18 protein-coding genes and 1 pseudogene are annotated in these 20,206 nt (G+C 67.1%); 3 read left to right on the top strand and 16 right to left on the bottom strand.

The features are described from left to right. Positions 1-550: 550 nt before the first annotated feature. The 6 genes from MET2598_RS36675 to MET2598_RS0116430 form a co-directional block, all read right to left on the bottom strand. The gene (locus MET2598_RS36675; RefSeq protein ID WP_018261585.1) at positions 551-949 is read right to left on the bottom strand and encodes a response regulator; all 399 of its coding nucleotides are present in this window, start codon (positions 947-949) and stop codon (positions 551-553) included. Next, complete coding sequence (locus tag MET2598_RS38160) at positions 942-5,231, bottom strand: PAS domain S-box protein (protein ID WP_018261584.1); 4,290 nt, start codon at positions 5,229-5,231, stop codon at positions 942-944. The genes MET2598_RS36675 and MET2598_RS38160 overlap by 8 nt, the downstream gene beginning before the upstream one ends. Next, a complete protein-coding gene (locus tag MET2598_RS0116445) occupies positions 5,228-6,094 on the bottom strand; it encodes a Crp/Fnr family transcriptional regulator (RefSeq protein ID WP_084673856.1) in 867 nt (288 codons plus the stop codon). The genes MET2598_RS38160 and MET2598_RS0116445 overlap by 4 nt, the downstream gene beginning before the upstream one ends. 177 nt (positions 6,095-6,271) lie before the next feature. After that, a complete protein-coding gene (locus MET2598_RS41150) occupies positions 6,272-6,436 on the bottom strand; it encodes a hypothetical protein (protein ID WP_018261582.1) in 165 nt (54 codons plus the stop codon). A 220-nt stretch (positions 6,437-6,656) separates the two neighbouring features. Further along, the gene (locus tag MET2598_RS0116435) at positions 6,657-7,862 is read right to left on the bottom strand and encodes an IS256 family transposase (protein WP_018261581.1); all 1,206 of its coding nucleotides are present in this window, start codon (positions 7,860-7,862) and stop codon (positions 6,657-6,659) included. A 249-nt stretch (positions 7,863-8,111) separates the two neighbouring features. Beyond that, the gene (locus MET2598_RS0116430; protein ID WP_018261580.1) at positions 8,112-9,506 is read right to left on the bottom strand and encodes a hypothetical protein; all 1,395 of its coding nucleotides are present in this window, start codon (positions 9,504-9,506) and stop codon (positions 8,112-8,114) included. A gap of 104 nt (positions 9,507-9,610) precedes the next feature. On the opposite strand from MET2598_RS0116430, the gene MET2598_RS0116425 reads away from it, so the two are divergent. After that, the gene (locus tag MET2598_RS0116425) at positions 9,611-11,722 is read left to right on the top strand and encodes a DNA polymerase III subunit (protein ID WP_330218348.1); all 2,112 of its coding nucleotides are present in this window, start codon (positions 9,611-9,613) and stop codon (positions 11,720-11,722) included. Positions 11,723-12,472: 750 nt separating this feature from the next. On the opposite strand, the gene MET2598_RS36660 is transcribed toward MET2598_RS0116425, so the two are convergent. From MET2598_RS36660 to MET2598_RS0116395, 6 genes are all read right to left on the bottom strand, one after another. Next, the gene (locus MET2598_RS36660) at positions 12,473-14,359 is read right to left on the bottom strand and encodes a site-specific integrase (RefSeq protein WP_018261578.1); all 1,887 of its coding nucleotides are present in this window, start codon (positions 14,357-14,359) and stop codon (positions 12,473-12,475) included. A 174-nt stretch (positions 14,360-14,533) separates the two neighbouring features. Further along, positions 14,534-15,718, bottom strand: a complete 1,185-nt coding sequence (locus MET2598_RS0116415; protein WP_026190765.1) for a tyrosine-type recombinase/integrase — start codon at positions 15,716-15,718, stop codon at positions 14,534-14,536. Positions 15,719-15,908: 190 nt separating this feature from the next. Beyond that, positions 15,909-16,505 carry a DUF1643 domain-containing protein gene (locus tag MET2598_RS0116410; RefSeq protein WP_018261576.1) on the bottom strand — a complete coding sequence of 199 codons (597 nt, stop codon included), beginning with the start codon at positions 16,503-16,505 and terminating at the stop codon, positions 15,909-15,911. Continuing rightward, positions 16,495-16,950 carry a hypothetical protein gene (locus MET2598_RS0116405; protein ID WP_012333817.1) on the bottom strand — a complete coding sequence of 152 codons (456 nt, stop codon included), beginning with the start codon at positions 16,948-16,950 and terminating at the stop codon, positions 16,495-16,497. Before MET2598_RS0116405 ends, MET2598_RS0116410 begins: the two co-directional genes overlap by 11 nt. Beyond that, positions 16,947-17,642 carry a hypothetical protein gene (locus tag MET2598_RS41145; RefSeq protein ID WP_157182173.1) on the bottom strand — a complete coding sequence of 232 codons (696 nt, stop codon included), beginning with the start codon at positions 17,640-17,642 and terminating at the stop codon, positions 16,947-16,949. The genes MET2598_RS0116405 and MET2598_RS41145 overlap by 4 nt, the downstream gene beginning before the upstream one ends. Beyond that, the gene (locus tag MET2598_RS0116395; protein WP_012333819.1) at positions 17,639-17,839 is read right to left on the bottom strand and encodes a hypothetical protein; all 201 of its coding nucleotides are present in this window, start codon (positions 17,837-17,839) and stop codon (positions 17,639-17,641) included. Before MET2598_RS0116395 ends, MET2598_RS41145 begins: the two co-directional genes overlap by 4 nt. A 107-nt stretch (positions 17,840-17,946) precedes the next feature. Between MET2598_RS0116395 and MET2598_RS0116390 the strand changes: the two genes are divergently transcribed. Both MET2598_RS0116390 and MET2598_RS0116385 read left to right on the top strand, forming a co-directional pair. Continuing rightward, positions 17,947-18,189 (top strand): type II toxin-antitoxin system RelE family toxin, encoded by a 243-nt coding sequence (locus tag MET2598_RS0116390; RefSeq protein WP_012333820.1) that lies wholly within the window; start codon positions 17,947-17,949, stop codon positions 18,187-18,189. A 12-nt stretch (positions 18,190-18,201) separates the two neighbouring features. After that, on the top strand, positions 18,202-18,573 hold the full coding sequence (locus tag MET2598_RS0116385; protein ID WP_012333821.1) for a helix-turn-helix domain-containing protein: 372 nt from the start codon (positions 18,202-18,204) through the stop codon (positions 18,571-18,573). 505 nt (positions 18,574-19,078) lie between these two features. Here the strand turns inward: MET2598_RS0116385 and MET2598_RS0116375 are convergent. The 4 genes and pseudogenes from MET2598_RS0116375 to MET2598_RS42835 all read right to left on the bottom strand — a co-directional run. Continuing rightward, complete coding sequence (locus MET2598_RS0116375) at positions 19,079-19,321, bottom strand: hypothetical protein (protein WP_012333822.1); 243 nt, start codon at positions 19,319-19,321, stop codon at positions 19,079-19,081. 201 nt (positions 19,322-19,522) lie between these two features. Then, positions 19,523-19,867 carry a hypothetical protein gene (locus MET2598_RS0116370; RefSeq protein WP_018261573.1) on the bottom strand — a complete coding sequence of 115 codons (345 nt, stop codon included), beginning with the start codon at positions 19,865-19,867 and terminating at the stop codon, positions 19,523-19,525. Continuing rightward, the gene (locus MET2598_RS43400) at positions 19,864-19,986 is read right to left on the bottom strand and encodes a hypothetical protein (protein WP_018261572.1); all 123 of its coding nucleotides are present in this window, start codon (positions 19,984-19,986) and stop codon (positions 19,864-19,866) included. Before MET2598_RS43400 ends, MET2598_RS0116370 begins: the two co-directional genes overlap by 4 nt. A gap of 109 nt (positions 19,987-20,095) precedes the next feature. Beyond that, positions 20,096-20,203 (bottom strand): annotated as a pseudogene (locus MET2598_RS42835) (hypothetical protein); the annotation flags it as partial. Positions 20,204-20,206: the final 3 nt, after the last annotated feature.

Genomic DNA, 20,206 nt, shown 5'->3' with positions numbered 1-20,206 from the left:
GGCCGAGTCCCTTCGCCGGGACGATGGATCCGGTCAGGCCGTTCAGTGCACAGCAGCGCCGACGAGGTGACTGCGCGACCCTAGATAGGCCAACCGATCCTCAGCAGACATCATCAAGCAGCAGCCCTGCGCTGACTGCGGACAGAAGCAAGCCTCCGGCGAAGAGATGACGCTCAGAAGGGATTGACACCAATGCCCGTTACAGAAGTGCACTGACGCCTTCAAAAGGTACACCGCACGGAGCGATTTTCTCTGCAGCTTCAGCCGGTTAGCAGCCGGGCATCTGATGCGAATGTCGGCGTTTATGCACTAGCCGACGAAGTTGATGGCGCCGCTTACGCGGCGCACCACTGCGCTTATGGCCAACCTGAATAAGGTGATCGGCAGCGATCCTGGCGTGAGATGAAATAATCTTGGCATTATTGCTGGTTTGAGTCCGATAGACTGGATATTGATGCGCGCTATGAGAAAGAAAGCTGCGAACTCGAGATAAATTCAGGACTGCATGAGTCTTTTTTCGGCCCGTTTGGCTCCGCAGCTCTGTACCGATTTAGGGAACGTACGGTTCCCGCTGCCAGCGCGAGGCGACCTCGCCGAGTTGAGCCGGCGTTACGGGCTTGCCCAGGAACACGGCGTTTCCGGGCAGATCGTCAGGCCCAGGCGGCGCCGCGGCTGAGACCAAGACGATGCCCGTCGCAGGCCAGCGCCGAGCGACTTCGTGAGCCAGAGCGATGCCGTCCATGTCGCCCGGCATGCGCACGTCGGTGACCAGGAGTGCCACCTTCGCCCCGTCCTCCAGGTACCTCAGGGCGTCCCTCGCCGAGGAGCCCTCCAGCACCTCGTAGCCGCGCTCCTCTAGCTGCGCGGTGAGGTCGAGCCGGAACAGGGGTTCGTCCTCGATTACAAGCGCGATGGCTAGGGGCGGGTGACTGACCCGATGTTCAGCCATCCTGCTGGAACCCTCGCAGAGGCGCCTCGACGGTACAGAGAACGCCCGCGGGCAGGTAGTCGAGCCGGACCGACCCGCCGACCTGACCCGACAGGCCCCGCTGGATCAGGCGCGAGCCGAACCCCTTGCTCGTCGGGGGCGAGACCGGGGGTCCCCCCTGCTCGCCCCAGGTGATGAGCAGCCAGGGCTCGCCCTCGACCTCGTCGACGGACCAGTTCACGTCAACCCGCCCCCCGGGAGCCGAGAGAGCGCCGTATTTGGCTGCGTTGGTCGCGAGTTCGTGCACCATCATGGCCAGCGACAGCGCCGCCTTGCCGGAGATCTCGACCTCGGGACCGGCGTAACTGACCCGGCCCGAGCCGTCGTCCTGCACGCCGACGCCGTTGCGAATGACTGGCCCGATGGGCGTGCTCTCGGCCGCTCCTTCCAGGAGCATGTCGTGCGCCTTGCCCAGCGTGATCAGACGGTTGACGAGCACCTCGCGCACCGTGGGCAGGTCCGTCGCCCCGCGCATCGTCTGCACGGTGATGGCCTGCACCATCGCCAGCAGGTTCTTCATGCGGTGGCTCAACTCTCGATTCAGGAAGTCCTGCCGCGCCTCGGCCTGCTTGCGCTCGGTGATGTCGCGCGTGACCGTGGCGTAGCCCTCGAAGGCACCGGTCGGACCGAGAAGCGCGAACAGGTTGCAGTGGACCGGCACAGTCGCGCCTGTGACGTGGTTGCGGAAGCGATAATCGTCGACCCAGGCGCCGTGCTCGGCTACCGTCGGCAGAATAGTCTCCTCGACGAAAGGCCAGTCCTCCTCCGCGAAGTAGTCGCGCAGACTGGTGCGCCGGGTGGCGTCGAGGTGGGTGAGGCCAACCATCCGGCGCCCGGCCTCGTTGACGTACTCGACGCGGCCGTCCGCCCGCGCGATGCCGATGAAGTCGGTCGATTGCTCGACGATGGCGGCCAAGCGCCGGATCTCCGCCTCCGCCCGACGCTGGTCCTCGACGTCGGCGAGGAGGGTCACCGCCGCCCGGATCTCGCCGGCCTCGTCACGGACCGGTGCGCTCGACACCTCCAGGCGCCGCACCTCGCCCGTGCGCGCGTTGCGGTAGCGAACCTCCTCGGCCCGGATGACCTCGCCCTGCCGCAGCGCCCGCAGGGTGGGGTAATCGCCTAGGGCGTAGGGCCGGCCGTCAGCATGGATGGCGCCGTAGCTGGCGTAGCGTTCGTCTCCCGGCTCGCCGGGGCCGTGCCCGAGCATCTCCTGCGCCCGTGCGTTGAGGGTCGCGGGCACGTCGGGAGTCGCACCGGCGATCGAGATGCCCAGCGGGGCCTGCTGGAAGATGGCGCGCAGGAACCCGCGCTCGTTGCTCAGTTGCCGCTCACTCTTCCGCAGCGCCGCCTCGGCGCGCTTCTGCTCGGAGAGGTCCAGCATGGCGCCGATCATGCGCGTCGCGCGCCCGTCCGCCCTGCGGATGACGTAGCCGCGGTCGTAGACGTGGGCGTAGGAGCCGTCGCTGCGCAGGAAGCGGTACTCGGCCGACCAGGCGGTGCCGGTGCCGTCGATCACCGCCTGCATGCTCGCGGTCACCCGCTCGCGGTCCCCCGGGTGGATGTGGCCGATCCTCCACTCGCCCGAGTGGTCGACCCTCGCCGGGTTGTAGCCGTAGGAGGTTTGGAGGGCCTCGTTCCAGAGGATGCGGTCGGCGGCGAAGTCCCAGTCCCAGATCGCGTCGTTGGTGGCGCGCGCGGCCAGCCGGTAGCGCTCGGCGGTCTCGTTCAGGCTGCGCTCGGCGCGGCGTTTGGCGGTGATGTCGCGCAGGGCCCCGGTCAGCCGCACGGGCACGCCACCTTCGAACATGCAGCGGCCACGGGCAGAGATCACGCGCTCGACGACGTCCTCGAGGCCGACGGTGCGGTACTCGGTCTCGTAGATGCCCGGCCCCGCCGGGTCGAGCGCCGCCTGCAGGTCGCTGCGCACCTGCTCGAAGTCCTGTGGGTGGATGGCCCCCCGCAGGGTCTCGCGGGTGGACGGCGCGTTAGGGCCAACGCCGAACAGCGTCCTGGCGCGCGCGTCCCAGGTGATCTCGCCGGTGCGCAGGTCGTGGTCGAAGATGCCGAGGTTCGCCGCCTCGATCGCCAGCCGCAACTGGTCCTCGGCCTCGCGCAGAGCCTCCTCGGCCTGCCGGCGGTCGTGGATATCGGTATCGGTGCCGATCCAGCCGAGCACTTCACCGCGCTCGTCCCGGAGCGGCTCGGCCCGGACCAGGAACCAGCGGTAGGCGCCGTCGCGGCCGCGGAAGCGGGCCTCGCCCTCGTAGAACTCGTTGCGGACGCGCGCCCTGGCCCAGACCCCCTGCAAGGGCTCGACGTCATCCGGGTGCAGCGCGCCGGCCCAGCCGAACGGCATCGCCTGCTCGGGCGTCTGGCCGGTGTAGGCGTACCAACGGTCGTTCAGGTAACTGATGCGCCCGTCCGGGTCGCTGAACCAGATGATCGAGGGCGCGAGTTCGGTCAGGGCGCGGAAGCGCTGCTCGGCGAGCTTGCGCTCGTGGATGTCGATCGAGACTCCGATCCAGCTCTGGATACCGCCGGCCTCGTCGCGGACCGGGCGCCCGCGCGAGAGGAACCAGCGGTACTGGCCGTCGGCACCCCGCCGTAGTGGGAACTCCACTTCGTATGTGTCACCCTCCCGGGCGGCCGCGAGCCAGGCGTCGCGTACGCGCTGCCGGTAGTCGGGGTGGATGGCCTCCGTCCAACTCGCCTCGGCGACCTCGTCCGGCGGCAGGCCGGTGTAGTCGTACCAGTAGGAGTTGCAGTAGGTGATGTTGCCCTCCGCATCGCCGAACCAGACCACCTGCGGGCTGACTTCGACGAGCGAGCGGTAGCGCAGCTCGCTCTCCTCCAGGGCCACGCCTGCCTCGCGCTGCTGGGTGCGGTCGCGCAGGATCTTGACGAAGCCGGTGGCCACGCCGGCCTCGTCGCGCAGCGGCATCATCTGGCCGCTGGCCCAGAAGCGGCTCCCGTCCCTGCGCAGGTGCCAGCGCTCGTCGATGCCGCGCCCGGCCGTCAGGGCGCTCTGGAGTTCGTGGTCGAGGATGCCAGCCTCGCGGTCCTCGGGCGTGAAGAAAGTCTCGGCGTGCCGCCCGAGCATCTCTTCTGGCGACCAGCCGAGGATGCGGGTGGCGCCCTCGTTCCAGTCGGTAATGCGGCCTTCGAGGTCGAGCACGATCACCGCGAAGTCGACCGCGTTCTCGAACACCGCGCGGTAGCGTTCCTCGCTGCGCCGGCTCTCGCGGCGGGCCTCGGCCTCACCGGCCTCGGCCAGACCTGCGACCACCGTGCCGGCGAACAGCCGGACCACCTCGAGGTCCGCCGGGGTGAAGGCACCCGGCCGGCCGGAATGCAGGCGCACCACACCGAGCACGCCGCCCGCCCGCGCGACTGGCACCAGCAGGCAGGACCGCGTCCTGAACCGCTCGGCCGCCTCGGGGTTGACGCGCGGGTCCTGCAGCGCGTCGGTGCAGATCACCGGCTCGCCCGAGAGCAGGCAGTCGCCCGCGAGGCTGCCCTGCACGGGGATGCGCAGCCCCACGTGCTCGGCCAGGCTGCCCCGGGCCGAGCGTAACGCGAGTTCGTCGCCCTCGCGCAACTCGACTGCGGCGCCCTCGGCCTGGGGTACCGCCCGTATGACGCCAGCCACCACGGCATCAAGGATGGCGTCGAGGTCGCCTGCCGCGTCCTGGATCGCACGCTGCGCCTCGAGCACCGCCTCGTGAGCCTTGGCGCGGGACCGGAACTCCAGCTGGATCATGACCTGCCGGGCGAGCGCTTGAAGCGCGCCCGCCTGCTCCGGGGTCAGTCCACTCGGGCGCGGCTCGTGCCCCATCACGCACAGGGCGCCGAGGTGCTCGCCGCCCGGCGCCCGCAGTGGTGCGCCGGCGTAGAAGCGCAGGTGCGGATCGCCCGCGACCAGCGGGTTGTCGCGCGTGCGAGGGTCCTTGCTCAGGTCCGGAATGACGAGCAGGCCCGGCCCGGTCAGGGTGTGGGTGCAGACCGATTGGTCGAGCGGGACCTCGCAGCGCTCGAAGCCGGCGCGCGCCTTGAACCACTGGCGGTCCTCGCCGACGAGACTGACGAGCCCCACCGGCATGCCGCAGATCTGGCGGGCGAGGTTGACGATGTCGTCGAAGCCGGGCTCGGGCAGGGTGTCGAGGATGCCGTACCCCGCGAGGCTATTGAGCCGGGACGGGTCGCGCAGCGGATTGGTGGGACGGGACGGGGCGGCGATCATGGTGTTGGTGCGAGGGGTTGGTGCGACGGAGCGGTAAGCGGATTGGGCACGCCGTTCGGTTGAGAAGTGACGTCGATGGCGACAATGCGGCCGCTGGAAGCGTAGGTGGCGCCCAGGCTCGTGCGGAAGTGGTCGCGTACGCGAGCGTGGCACTCGCAGCAGGCCCGTTCAGCGGCGTTCCGGTCCGGAAGTGTCACGCGGCCGTGACCGATCCGGATGAGGCCGCGGCGCTGCAGGTCGCCGAGGATGCGGGTGAGGTAGCTTCGGCGCACGCCGAGCATGTCGGCGAGCAGCTCGTGGGTGACTGGAAGGATCGGCGTCCCGAGCCGGTCCTGGAGGGTGAGGAGCCAGCGCAGGCAGCGCTCCTCGATGGGATGGACGAGGGTGCATGTCACCGACTGCAGCACCTGGGCGAGCAGGCAGTCGGCGTAGCGAACGAACAGGTCGCGCAGCGTCGGCGAGGCGAGCTTGGCCTCCTGCAGGCGGGATGCCTCGATGTGCAGGACGGGCCCGGCGATCTGGACGACGGCCTGGCTGAAGGCTGGCAGGTAGCCTTCGCTGACAACCCCGCCGACGGCGCCCTCGTACCCGACCGTAGCGGTTTCGATGAAGCGCCCGTCGCGCACAGGCACGAGTAGCGTCACGACAGTGCCCTGGAGGGGGAAGATGACATGCGAGACGTCGTGACCGGCGCGGAACACTATGTCGCCACGTGATCGCTCGCCCGCCTGCAGGTGCGTGGCGACGAGGGCGTGATCGCCCACGTCGAGAGTCTCCAACAGGAGATTGCCTCGCGGCGCGGGTGAGCAGGCGGCGGGAGTGGGTCGGTGAGGGGGCACGGTGGGTCTCTTCCACGGTGCCATACACGATCTGGTGCCCACGCGATTGTTCACAAGTTAACAGAATCGCGGGAGTTTTTCGGGTCCGCCATCATCACACGGGGGTATGCGAGAATATGGCGGGGAAAGCAGCTCGCTGACAGGGCCGCGTCCGCTCTTCTCACGCCAGGGGTGGAGCGTTTCGCAGCCGCAGTGTGCGGGTCAGAGCCGATCTGTGTAGCGGCTCAGATCAGCGAGGATGAGCCGCAGCTCACGCCAGGGCGAGCTGTCGCGGAAGGCTTCGCCGGGTTCCTGCACGGCGAGGAGGACGAGGAGCTTGGTGCGTATGCTGCCGAGAGTGTGAGCCGGCGCGGCGATGAGCGTCACGGCGGCGTCTCGAATGGCAGCATCGAGGGTGGCCTCCTGTTCCTGCGCGCGAGTGACGCCGCAGGCACGGGCACCGCGCGCCCAGGTTTGCTGCCGACGAAGCAGGAGCTGCTGCAGGCGGTAGCAGCGCCGGCTGGGCTACAACGTGCACGATGACGGACGGTAGGGTCACGTCCGTCAATGAGGTGGACTTTCGGGGTGGAGTTGGAGCGGCCATCGGTCAGGCGGCTTGCGGTGGAAGAGTGATCGCCTCCTCGATCAACGCCGACGTGAGGCCGGCCATGCCCTCGACCTGCATGTAGCGGTGCTGCAGCTGCCACTCGTCGTTGGCTTCCAGCAACACCGCGCCGATCAGGCGCTGGATCGAGTCGGTATTGGGAAAGATCCCGACCACATCAGCGCGTCGCTTGATCTCCTTGTTCAGGCGTTCAAGCGGGTTTGTCGAATGCAATTTACTGCGATGCTGGGCCGGGAAGGTCATGTAGGCTAGAACGTCCTCGCAGGTTTCGGCGATGAAGCCGTGAAGCTTCGGCCAGCGGGTGTGCAGCTGCTCGGCGAGTTGGTGGAGCGCAGCGCGGGCCGCGGCCTGATCCGTCTGTTGGAAGGCGTGACGCAGGCCCGCCGCGACCATCGTCTGCTGGGCGCGCGGCACATACGCCAGGGCATTGCGGGTCCAATGAACACGACACCGCTGCCACGTCGCCTTGAGCACCCGGCGGATCGCGGCCTTGAGACCCTCGTGGGCATCCGAGATCACGAGTTGCACGCCCGACAGCCCGCGCTTGACCAAGCTGCGCAGGAAGTCGGTCCAGAACACCTCGGCCTCGGATGGGCCGATGTGCAGCCCGACGATCTCCCGCCGGCCCTCGGTGTCCACCGCTACGGCGACTATGGCGGCCACCGACACGATGCGCCCGCCCTCACGCACCTTCAGGTAGGTGGCGTCGAGCCACAGATAGGGCCACGCGCCAGAGAGCGGACGCGTCAGGAACGCCGTGACGCGCTCATCGATGTCCTTGCACAGCTTGGACACGCTCGACTTCGAGATGCCCGACAGGCCCATGGCCTGCACAAGCTCGTCCACGCGCCGGGTCGAGACGCCGGCGATCCACGCCTCCTGGATCACCGCCACCAGCGCCTTCTCGACCGTCTTCCTCGGCTCCAGGAAGCCTGGGAAGTAGCTGCCGGTGCGCAGCTTGGGGATCTTGAGGTTGAGCGAGCCCAGCCGCGTGTCGAGGCTGCGCTCGCGGTAGCCGTTGCGGTAGGTGCTGCGCTCGCCCGTGCGCTCGTAGCGGCCCGCCCCGATCAGGCCCTCCACGTCTGCCTCCATCAGGATCTGCAGGACGGTCTCGGCGAGGCTGCGCAGGAAGTTGCCGTCGTCGGCCTTCTGCAGCGCCTCGATCAGTGCCACTCTGTCGTCGGTCATCGGGTGCTCCTGGCTCGGGTTGAAGTCCGCAAACTCCACCTTAGCCGCCAGCTCCGATGGCCACTCCAAGCCCCACCCCGGACCCCCTGAAAATTACACCTCGTCCGTGGACGCTACCGACGGTAGACCAGCGGGTCACCTTTCGAGCCAGGGTCACAGGGGTTGTCTTTGTATGTAGCAATCCGACCAGCGAGCCGAGATTGCCTTGTGGCCGCACACCCCGAGCGTTTTGTGGGTAATGAGTTCGCTTTACAGCTGATGAGTCAGAAGCAGGCTGCGGACTTCCCAGTCCTCTCCGCCGTCGGTAACGAGCAGGCCGCCGTCGCTAAGATGCAAGTCGAGACGGTCACGCCGTGACCACCGGATCAAACGCTCGAGATGGACAAAATCGACTAGCCAGGGCGTCGAAGCGGCAGATTGTGCTTGCGAGTCGAGCAGGCAAACCGATGGAACGACCAGCATCCGCTGCTTGGGCTCGACTTCAGACTCGAAGCGGGACTTCGCTGACAGAATTAGCTCCACCTTCTCGCCCTTCCGACCAGGGTCGTGCTGCAGGTCAGGGAAACTGATGCTCCCGAGCCTTTCGTCTTGCCGGATACGCAGAAAGTAGAGAAACGGAGTGAGTATCTGCCAGAGACGCTCACGGTCAGCAGAAACTCTGGCGAGAGCATCCTCATCAGCTTCCATTATCGTGCGGTCTATGCGTGAGACGATTGGATGGCCAGGCCGTCTGATGAGCAGTGTCAGCGTGCCGTCCTCCAGACGATGCCAGTTGTCCGAGCTAGACAGTGTCGTATTTTCGGAACGAAATCGCTGTAGGACGTCGGCGAGTTGGAACGCGTCGCCCGCGTGAAGGGTGAGGGACAGACCTTCGAGCGCGGGGTGGGTGTAAACCGAACAGGTATCCTGCGCGGCGGCCCGCATGCGCCCGCCCGAGACCTCGACTACTTGGTACCGAGGATCTTTGTCGTGTCTCCCAAGGCTGATGAAGATGGCCTGGAGGCCTTGCACCAGAACGTCAGGCCTGATGCGGTGGGGAGGCGAGAAGGTCTCGGTGCTCCAGGGTTCGTCCATGGGAGATGCCGCGGCCGTCGCGAGGGGAATTTCCCCGGTTTCAAGATAGACGGCAAGGTACTGCTCGATTGGATGAAAGCCGAGCATCAGTGTTGATGCGAAGGTGATCGGATGCTTGGGATGCGCGAAGGCGTCGCGCATCTTGGCGTATAGAAGCCTGAAACTGAGACCCTCCTCGATCAAAGCACCTGGCGCGAACGCCAGCGGGATTTCCGTGGTGCAGAAGAGGGTCTTGCTGTGCGTCGTGAGGCGCAACCTGTCCTGCGAGAACGTGCACTGGACCTGATTGGCCAGCCGCTGCTCCTTCTTAAGACCCTTGGGTTGTACGAAACCGGTAGCAATGAGAGCTGCCCGGAGTTCGTCTCCATTGACCGAGAATCGGTAGACCTGATCCTCGATGAAGGCCTGCGTGGCCTCGATGCCGGCGAACACGGCGTGCAGCGCGGCTAACAGGGTGGCAGCGTGCTTTTTCTGCTCCCGTAGCGCCGCGAGAGCCTGCGTGACCGGTGGCGAAAGCTCCTGCTGCGGCTCGATGTCGTCGTCCAGTTCGACCGTGTCGGCAGCGTCCATGGGCCGGGCATCGTGTCCGTTGAGTGTCACCGGGGGAAACGACTAAAGGCGAAGCTGAGCCAGCACAAGCTGACCGGCGGTCCGGTTGGTGTCGACAAGCGAGGATGCGCGGAGGCATGTCGGATTCACCAGGACCGAGGAGCTGGGACGAGAAATACCGTCCACGCGTGTTCGCGGACATCGTCGGGCAGGACGGGGCCATCGCGTGGTGCAAGGAGCGTGTCAGAGAGCGCCAGGTTAAGACCCTGCTGCTGCACGGACCGTCGGGATGCGGGAAGACGACGATAGCCCGCGTGCTCGGAAATGCCTTGAACTGCCGGGCACCGGTAGATGGCTCCCCGTGCCTGAGTTGTGACATCTGCCGAGAGTTCAACCCGAAGAACGACTTTTACTACAAAGAGCACCCCTGTGCATCGCAGGGCGGCATTGAAGACGCGCGTCAGCTGGTGCGCGCCTCAAGCACTTCGGGGAGCCGCAGGTACCGGAAGATCTTCGCGCTGGATGAAGCGCACCGCATGACGGGTGCCGCCTTCGACGCGCTGCTGTCGCGTCTTGAGGAGCCAAACAGCACCACCGTATTTATGCTGCTGACGACGGACCTAGAGGCGATCCCGGAGGCGGTGCTGACGCGCAGCCTGCGAATCGAGATCCGCCCGATCTCCGACGAAGATGCGCTGACATACCTGAACAAGGTCTGCCACCACGAAGGACTGAAGCCGGAGGCGGCCGCGCTGCAGTTGCTGGTCGAGACGGGACGTGGGTCGCCGCGCCGGCTGATCCGCGACTTGGAGAGGGTGAAGGACTTCGGCAGCCTGACGTATGACGGCGTGCGCCGCGCCCTCGATCTGGATCATGCCGACGTGGTGCCAGCCTATCTGAAGGTTGCCCTGACAGGTGGCCCGCTGGAGCAGCAGCTACACTTGTTGGAAGGGTGGGTGGCGGCCCCGGAGCGGAAGATCCGCCTGGTCGAAGAGCTGCTGATCTACCTGCTGTTTAATGAGGTGCACAGGGTCGAGCGACCGCACGCGATTCACGACCGCGTGAGCGTGACAGACCGCCGAGTGCTGGTGGAGGCGTTGACGGCGAGGGCGGCCGCGGCGCGGACGGACGTGCCGAGCTTCACTGAACGGCTGGCGGAGCTGTGGCGGTCGAGCACGGCGCGGCAGGCGAGCGCGTCAGACCTAGCGTTACTGATCAGCCGCTTTCACGGGTACCTCGGCCCTTTGCCGGTGCCCAGCGAAGCGCGGGGCGCTACCGGGCCTGGGGATACGGCAGATAGATCGATGAAGCGCCCCCGGCGTCCGCGTGCTCAGACGCCTGCGAAGGCGATCGGTGCGGGAACGGTGGCTGAGCATCTCACCTACGCGCAGGCCTGTGTACTTTGGGATGCAGCATCCTTCATGGGGCAGGAATTTGGCGTTTGGTTCAACATGAGGGTGACGATCCGACATGTGGAGGGATGGGTCGGCGACAGGACAGCCGCAGAGATCGTCGGCACCTTGCTCCAGCGACTGAGCATGAAGCTGCGAGGCCGCGGTGCTTGGCACTGGATCTACGTGCACGAGTTCGGGCCGCGTGGCCGGACGGACATCCTCCTGCACGCCCCGGACGAGCAGCGCGTGGAAGTTCGGCGTTGGCTGCTGCACAACTTCCGGCGAGGGCATCTGCCACCCGGTCACAGCCGAACTCTGCGCGTCGGGCGTCTGATGAACTTGCCGGAAGCACGCCACCACCGACTACACTTCCGCTACATGCGGTACCTCTGCCGCGGCCTGGATCCGGATTGCAGGGCTCGCGACGAACATGGCCGAGAAGGGGTGGTGCTGGATCTATTGCGGGTACCGTCACGATGGCGGCGACCGATCGGGGCCGTCCCGCCGGGTGGCCGACGTTTCTGGGTGTCGCAGGGGATCGGCGAGGGCGCACAGCGTCGTTGCCACGAGGAGCGGATGACGTTCCTGTCGGCGCTGCGCGACCATGCCTGGCGCTACGTCGCCTCCGGTTGGGAGGAGCGCGAGCACCAAGATCGCGAGAGGGAGAGGGAACGGCGCGCGGCTTCGTTGGCACGTCTGGCGATTGATAAGGCTGCCGCACCGGGGGCGATTCTCGCCAAGGCACGGGACGAACTGCGGGACTCGTGGCCGCTGGATGCTCGAGCGCGGAAGCGGCGTTGGCGGGGATGGTGGACGCGAGGTGCGGCGGGGGCTAAGAGCTGAAGCGGCCACGCGCCCTATAAAAAAATGAGCCAGAACAGATACTTAGCCGCACAGCGAGATGCCGGATCGGCTTAGTTCAGCATGCTGTTTCTTAGAACTAGATTGCCCATGGCTCAGATCTAGGTGTGAATTACGCCTAAATCTAACGGGAGACGAAGGCTGACACGCTGCCGGCATGAGGGCGCGGCGGATGTTAGGGTATGGATATCAGGCGCGCCGGTAGGATCAGTGTGGGTCGCCGGTAGACCTCTTTGCCGATCTCTCTTGATTGAGAGATCGGAGATTGCCTTGTCTCCTCCCCGGAGGGGAGGCCCGAGGTGCCGTTGTGCCCGACAGGGCACAGCTTCGCCGGTAACCGGCAAAAGCTAGTGCTCGCGGGGATCTCCCAAGAGGGAGGCCGTCGGAGCCGGGGCCGGAGGTGAAACCTTGTGACAGGCAGGCCGGGGTTGGGCTATCGGCCTTTACTCACCGCTTCCCGCCCAACCGGGCGGCCAACGCGGACGGATGCCTGCTCTCCGGACCCTTGGAGCAGGCGGTCGTCTTGGGGGCTTGGATGCTGACCGTTCCCCCGATCCTGAGCAGCCCGGCAGACCGGACCGCCGTTGGGTGCCGATGCCCTTCGGCGCTTGATCCGGCGATCCCCATCCCGCCTGACTAACGGTGGAGGCTCGGAGCCCGTGAGGGGCCTGGCATATCCACCGATATGGCGAAATGACGTGCGTACGAGGAGCGCGACGCGATGAAGGTCCGCTAGCGTTTGCGGGTCTTACGGACCGGATTTTGTGCTGGCCCTTTGGTGCGCGTGCTCGGGTGCGGCTTACGGCCTGGACCCGTGGTGACTTTCAGCCCGTCCGCGGCGGCGAGGGTGGTGACTTCGAAATAGAGGTCGATGCGGTTGATGGCATCCTGCAGCTGCGCGAGGGTCGACCCCTTGGTGTAGCGGCTGGTCTCGCCCGGGGTGGTGTGCCCCGTGACGTGGTCGACAACGGAGTCGGCGACGCCGGCCTGGTGCATGAGCGTCGAAGCCGTATGGCGCAGTGCGTGGAAATCGAGGCCGGGTCGGTACAGGCCCTTCTCTTGGCGGTAGCGCGTGAACCATTTCGAGAAGGCGTGACCGAGTCGCGCATCGGCCCCGCCGCGGGTGAGGTTTGGGAAGAGCAGCGCCTCCCCGGCCCGGCGACAGGCCGCGACATGATCCAGCAGACCGAGGCGCACCAGCTCCTTGTGGACCGGCACCCGGCGCACTGCGGTCGCGTTTTTAAGCTTCCGCGGAGGGCGCTCATTCAGATCGAAGAAGGTGATGCCGTCCTCTTCGCGCACGTCTTCCACGTGCAGCTGACAGATCTCCTCCTGGCGCATCCCGGAGAAGATGCCGATGAGTGGGATCCAGTAGTACTCGTCGCGGAGCACCAGGGAACCCGGCTCCCCGCGCCGCACGTCCGACTTGCAGCCCGTCCACACTGGCGTTGAGAGCAGCTGTTTCAGTTCGGGCCGCGTCCACATGGGACGCTGATCCTTAGCCCGCTTGGCTGCGACGAAGCGGAAGCCCGAAAAGATGTTCTCCCTGACTGTGCCGGCCGAGAGCGCCGAGGACCACAGCGCCGAAAGAGCGGAGAAGTGCCGTTTGACGGTGCGCTGATTGAGGCGCGTGATCGGGCGCGTCGCTGCCTCGGCCTCAGCCTTCTCAACGATCTGCGGCACGCTGAGACCGCGGTACTGCACGGCCTTGCTGTAGTCGAAGGGCAGCAGCGACACCTGCTTGCGGAACCGGTCAGCGTCGAGCCGACCGTAGGCTGACAGGGGCCGGTCCTCGCAGACCTCGATGAAGAGCCGATAGGTGGCGCCGGCCTGATTCGCCGTCTGAGCATCCCACGTCTTCGTCGCCTGCTGGTCGCGGCGGAACTCTTGACCCACGACCGACAGCAGGGGCCCGGTCGACGATGTCGATGCCTCAACCCTCGGCAGGGAGGGCGTGACCCTGACCGGATGCAGGAACGGCGACAGTGCCGTGATCGCGGTCGTTGCTGTCGCGATCGTGAGGGAGGGTCCGTGCTCCGACGCAGTCAGTCGTGAGGTTTGGAGAAGCTTGTCCTTCGGCTGGTAGTTGAAGTCGCCGTCGCAGCGGGCCCGCAGCTCCTGAGCGAGGTCGATACCCGCGCGCAGGAAGGCTTGCTTAATTTGGTTATGCTCCCCCGGACCCAGAGTTTTTGGGTCGATTCCCTGCCGCAATAGGATGATCGAGGTTGCGCACTCTATATCCCGAAACTGGTTGCGGGCGAGCGCGCCACGATGCTCGACGATGAGATCGTCGAGGTAGGCCGCGTGGGCGGCGTGGTCCTCATCGGACAAGGCTCCCCCGAGGAGGCGCCAGTGGTCGTCTATAACGAGAACGAGTTCGTAGAAATCTTGGACGAGGCGGGCGATCTGGTCCTGTGGCAGCATGATTCGAGCCGCGACGAAAAGGCGTTCGGATGCGCGGTATAGCAGGTCGGCCCGTAGCTTGGCAGCTGAGCGGATCGTCGTACCGAGCGAGCGGACGAGTTCGCGTCGCTGGAGGCGCGCACGCAGGTCGGGTGGGACGACTCGCCGGAAATGGAAGATCCCGGCGCGACGAGTGACATTGGCGAGGCGGGCCATGCTGCTCCACGCCACCCGAGGCGGCGATTGTAGCAGCGGATTGTAGCAACGAGGCCGATCCGCTGCGGCGGACGACCCGAATGTGAGCCCTGTCAGTGCTTTAGCGGGAAGTTGGCTGGGGCGCCAGGATTCGAACCTGGGAATGGCGGTACCAAAACACGCAATACTGATGTTCTAGCGCTTTGATTTCGCTTGTTTTTCCAGATCAAACCGCCGCCCCTGTGCCGGCTTTTGTGCGACGAGGGGCTTTCCGGTGACCGGGTCGAGATCGACCATAGGCGCCGCGCCAGCCCCGTGCGCCGCTGCGCGCCGGGCTTCCACCTCGAGAAACGCGTAGGCCTTCTCCGTCTGCACGACGCTTCGGTGGCCGAGCTGGTCGCGGACCATCTCCATCGACCAGCGCTCCTCCTGCAGGAGCCGGCACCCGTGGGTGCGCCGCAGGTCGTGCCAGCGGAGGTCCTGCACCTTCGCCCGTGCGGCCGCGTTGCGCAGCCCGCGGTCGAGATTGTTAAACCGCTCGCCGTCGTTCCGGTCCGGGCGGGGGAGGGCGGCTCGCCGCGTCGCGCCCCGCGTCGTGGTGGCCGCGCCATGGTGGAAGACGTAGGGGCTGGTCAGGTGCCGCGGCATCCGCTCGAGCACTCCGACAGCCGGGGCCAGCATGATCACGGTCCGCTCGCGCTTCCCTTTCGCCGTCTCGGCCGAGATGGTGAGGTGCTTACGGGCGAGGTCGACCTGCGCCCAAGTGAGGGAGAATTGCTCCTCCATGCGCAGGCCCGTGTAGATCGCGAACAGGATGGCGTCGCGCACGTAGGGCAGGGCGCCGTCGAGCAGGCGCGCCTCCTCGGCCCGGGACAAGTAGCGGGTGCGAGGCGGGCTCTCGCGCAGACCGCGGCGCGCCCGCTGCCTGATGAAGGGCGTGACCGGGTTGAGGTCAGCGTACTCCTTCTCGATCGCGAACGCGAAGATGGTCGAGAGGCAGGCGAGATCGCGCCGAACCGTCGGCGCGGAGGCGCCCGCCGTCCGGCGCGCGGTCTCGAAGGCGCGCAGGTCGGCCGGCTTGATCTCGAGGAGGAGCTTGCCGCGGAAGTGCTCGTCGAGCCAAGCGATGGACACGCCGTAGCGGCGGAGCGTGGATGGGCGCAGCGTCGGGCCGTGCTCGCGGATGAACTCCGCCATCACGGTGTTGAGAGTCAGCCGCGGCTTGGCGCCCCACGCTTGGGCTTCGAGTTCGCCGAGCCAGATTGCAAGACGCTGCCGAGCAACGCCTTCAGATCGTGTTCCGAGGGACGCGCGGAGGTCCTTGCCGTCCTTCTGGACTCGGCCCCACCACGTTTGCCCACGGAGGTAGATGTCGGCCATTCGAGCACCGTCCTCCGGCTCGTTTCCCACCACTGACGCACGGCGCGCAAATCGAACACCCAGCTTGAGCGAGGTCCGAAGGGCTGTCGAGCGCCAGGCACGCGGCCGGCCGCCGCCATTCGAATCCAGTGCCGCTCGGTGAACCCGAACTCTTCGACGAGACGCGCCGCGGTTACGTGCTGAGACACCGCTACACCTCCCCCTTCCACCACAGCGCCAGCGCCGCCCCGTCCGGCACGCGGCAGCGCCCGCGGGCCACCGGGTGGATTGGGCTGCCGTCGGCCGTGGTCCCGAAGCAGTGCAGGTCCGGCCAGGGCGCCTCGCCCGTCGTGATCTCCTCGACGACGTGGTCGGTCCACATCGGGTCCCACGTGCCGGCACCCCAGCACGCCACGACGCGCGCCGCGGCCTTGGCCTCGCGCACGATGGTGCTGAGGTTCTCCTGGATGACGTCCCGGGCGTACCAGTCCGGGCCGTTCTCCTGCCACCGCGACCACGCCCGGCACTCGGCCGGCGAGGGTGATCGGAAGGGGTAGAGATTGACAGCCGTGAACCCGCCGTAGCCCCAGGCGCGGGCGAAGTGGATCCACCGCCGCACGGCCGGATCGTCGACGCGGTGGTCCGCCGTCGAGGGGTTCAGCCCTACGAAGCAGACGTACGCGCCCTCGGCCCAGGTGCGGGTGAGCGTGAAGCGGTAGGCGCCGCAGCGCGAGAGCGTGGCGGAGCGCGCGATGGTGTCGGTGAAGCGGACGCCGAAGAGGTCCTTGGCGTGCAGGTCAGCCTGCATTGTCGGGCTCCGAGCTATGGGCTGCCGGCGCATTCTCGGCCGCGCACGTCGAGCACTGATCGGGGCCCGCCCAGCCGCATCCGCCCGGGCAGGCGTCCTCCTCGGTGCAGCCGCAATCCCGGGACACGTCGCCCAGGAGCGAGGGGATGCGGGCCGTCACGCCGTCCTCGGCTTCGAGCGCGCCGTCCGGCAGCACGTCACCGACCGCGAGGTCGAGCTCGCGCGTCAGCAGCTGGTCGGCGGCCTCGGCGGCCCGGGCGAGAATGTCGCCTAACTGGTCCTCGTAGACCCGGCGCTGTAGCCGCCACGACACGACGAGCTCGACGGCGATGGCGCCGATCTCGTCCTGCTCCTCGCGGGTGAGGCCGGTCCAGATATCGACGCCGTCGAGACGGGGGAAGGCGGGAGTGCCCGCGGCCTGGGCGGTTAGACGGGCGGAAGTCATGACCGCGCCTCCGGGGTAGAATTTTGCCCGAGCAAAAGGCGAATCGCATGCACCGGACCCCCATGGCGCTCAGCCAAGCCGAGGAACAGATCCTCAGCGTGGCCAGAACGATTCCCGGCGGCCAATACGTAACGTCCATCAACCTCACAACGGCGAACCAGGGAGCCAGCTTTTCCGGCGTTCTCATTGACGTTCAGAGAGACAGGGAAGAAGACGCAGCGGATGCGGTCAGAGCAATTCTGCGCCTGGTGGAAATGATCTTGACCACTTATGAGGTCGAGGCAGGCTCGGTTCATTAAGCGGATGCCCGTCATCTTGCAGACATTGTCGGGGATGTATATCACGAATCGACAGCCCGAGCGTGCGCTGGGCCATGCCTTGGAGAGCTTACGGTGCAGCGCTTGTCGATATCGCGAGCGCAATTTGAAGAATTCATATTCGAGGAAGCGCGAGCAATTCCCGGAGGAGAGTGGATTACTGCAGTTAGGGTCGCTCCGAATTCTTACGATGCAGAATTTTTCGGATTCGAAATCGATTTCACGGACGGGTACATCGACGTGGATGACCAAATAGCGCAAATGGTCGCCGAACTGATAATAAAAGCCTTCGAGATTTACGTAATTGGTGGCCATGCGTTTCATTAGATATAGATTACCGCTTGCAAGACTGTCGATCACGAGGGAGCGCGTCATGTCGCCCTCCCGACTGCTGCCCGCCCAGCCTCGGTGAGCGTCAGCAGCCCGAGCCAGCGCTGGTGATGGGGGTCGAGGGTGCCGAGGCCGAGAGCCACGACCTGATCGGCCCGCCGCCAGGACAGGTCGCTCGGCACGAGGCACTGGCCGGTGCGGGTCAGGATGGGAGGCGGGTCCCACGAGAAGGGCCAAGGCATCAGGCGGCGCTCCCCGCGTCGAGCGCTTCGAGGCTCAGGCCAACCGCCGATCGCAAAATATCGCATCCGCACTTGCAAATATCGCGGCACTCTGCGATATTATCGCAATGAAGCCGATCGCCTATACCCTCTCCGCGACCCGCGAACTGTCCCGGCTCCCCAAGCCGGCGCGCCTCGCGATCGTGGAGAAGCTCGCGCGCTACGCGGCAACGGGGGCCGGCGACGTCCGCGCCCTCACCGGGCGCCCGGGCGCGCGACTGCGGGTTGGTGACTACCGGGTAGTGTTCGTCGAGACGGACGCACAGATAGAGGTCCGCGCCATCGGCCACCGCCGTGATATCTACGACTGAGAGGACAACCCCATGACCGTGCAGATCATCACCACGCCCGGCGGCGAGGAGCTCGTGATCCTCCCGCGCCGCGACTACGACGCGCTGCTCGCGCGCCTGGGCGACGAGGCCGCCGAGGATCGCGCCGCCGCTCGCCTGCTCGACGCCCGAGCGGACGAGAAGGCCTCGGTCGAGCACTGGTTCGTCGCCCTGATCGCGGAGCACGGCTCGCCGGTCACGGCCGCGCGCAAGCACCACGGCTGCACCCAGGCCCAGCTGGCCGAGGCGCTCGGAATCTCGCAGGGCCACCTCAGCGACATCGAGCGCGGGCGCCGGCAGCTCACGCCGACGCAGCGCCATCAGATCGCTGCCGAGACGGGGGTTATAGCCGATTGGCTGGAGTGAAGGCGCGGTCATTACCGCCCGCCCTCCGCGTCGACGAGCGCCACCGCCCCCGCCGACGGGACCGCGATCGGCCCAGGCTGCGGCGCAGAAGCTGGGTCCGGCGCGGGCACATCGTTCGCCCAGTCGCCCTCCGCCGCCTTCAGCCGAGCGGTCTCCAGCGGCACCTGGTTGTGCAGGGGTCTGCATCGCGGCAACGGTCTCGACGGTCATCAGGCCGCCCTTCGACTCGTCGATGTTGAAGAAGCGGACGGCGCGGCGAGCGGCCGACAACAGGGTCTCTTCGCTCATCGTGGTGCCCTCTCTCGGTGAGCCCGCGCCGCAGCGATGGTGCGTGCAACGATCTCTTCGGCGGTGAGGACGATGCGGCCCTGGCCCGCGCACTCGTTGCAGCCGCGGCGCGAGCGGCGGCGGATGAAGACGACCGGGGGCCCGCCTGGGAAGCAGCAGGAGCACCAGCGGCCGTTGCCGATCAGGTATGGGTCGAACGGGACGGTGACGCGGAGGCTCATACCGAGTCCTCCGAAGGCGCGCACGCCTCTGCCCAACTCGCCGCCCGCCGCAGGTTGTCCGCCAGCTCGCGCGCCTCGGCGGGGCTGAGCGCCGCCCAGGCGTCTGCCGACATCGACCCGAAGTTGCGCATCACGCCGAGTTCGAGGGTAACCTCGCCGCCGTATGTGCTGACCTGGATGGCGCTGCCCTGCGCGGGGTCCTCGCCGGTGCGGTCGTGGTAGATGCTGGCGGCGCTCACAGCGCACCCCGAGCAGCCACCGGGTGGTGCCCGCGAAGACGAGCGCCGCGACCAGCGCGGGGAAGGTGCAAACGAGCGCGCCGATCCGCTCGCCGCGCGGTCTTGTGTCCTTCGTGGCCTCCAGGAAAAAGGACGCGCCCAGGCACAGGCAGACTGCGGCAAGACCGTAGCCGATCACGGCGACGAGGATGGTCCCGACCATCACCGCCCCTCCGCGCTCTGCATAACGACCATCGGCCCCAGCATCGAGCCGGGCCGGCGCATGGCGAGTGGCGTCGCCCGGGCCGCCTTCACCGCTTGCGGTCGGCCTGACCCTTCATCCGCCAGGAACCGTCCGAGCAGTGCGACGAGCCGCTCCGCCGAGCTCAAAGCCGCAACGGTGACGTCGATGTTCGCCGCAGCTCGCCGGGTCTCCGGGCAGTCCGCCGGGATCGCGATCCGCTCGGCGTGGCGCCGGCAGCGGTCTTGGTGGAGCGAGGCCGTCTGCAGGTCGCGCCCGAGAGCGCCGAGGTCGAAATCCGCGAGCGCGTCGGTGAGCCGGATCATCGGGCGATCCTCCCGGCGGCAGCTTCGACCACGAGGCCACGGACGTAGGCCCGGCCCTCGTCCGGCAGCGCGCGGTAGGCGATGAGGAGATCGTGCTCCTCGCCGGCCGGCGCGATCACGGCGTCGGCGGCGGTCAGGTCCCGCGGGTGAAGCCCGAGCGCTTCGGCGAGGCGCGGGAGCAGGGGGGCCAGGCGCGCGGCCGCCGCGCTCGATAGCAGAGATCGCCTTGGGGCCGAGGCAGACGGCGGCGGCGAGCTCGGCCTGAGTGACGCTGATGCGGCGACGGCGGTGGCTGATGCGCTCGCCGAGCGAGCGGAGAGGGATGTTGGAGTGCATCGC

Origin of the sequence: Methylobacterium sp. WSM2598 (assembly GCF_000379105.1) — a bacterium.
Lineage (GTDB): Bacteria > Pseudomonadota > Alphaproteobacteria > Rhizobiales > Beijerinckiaceae > Methylobacterium.
Note: the sequence above shows the minus strand (reverse complement) of the source record. Positions and strands in the feature narration are given on the sequence as shown.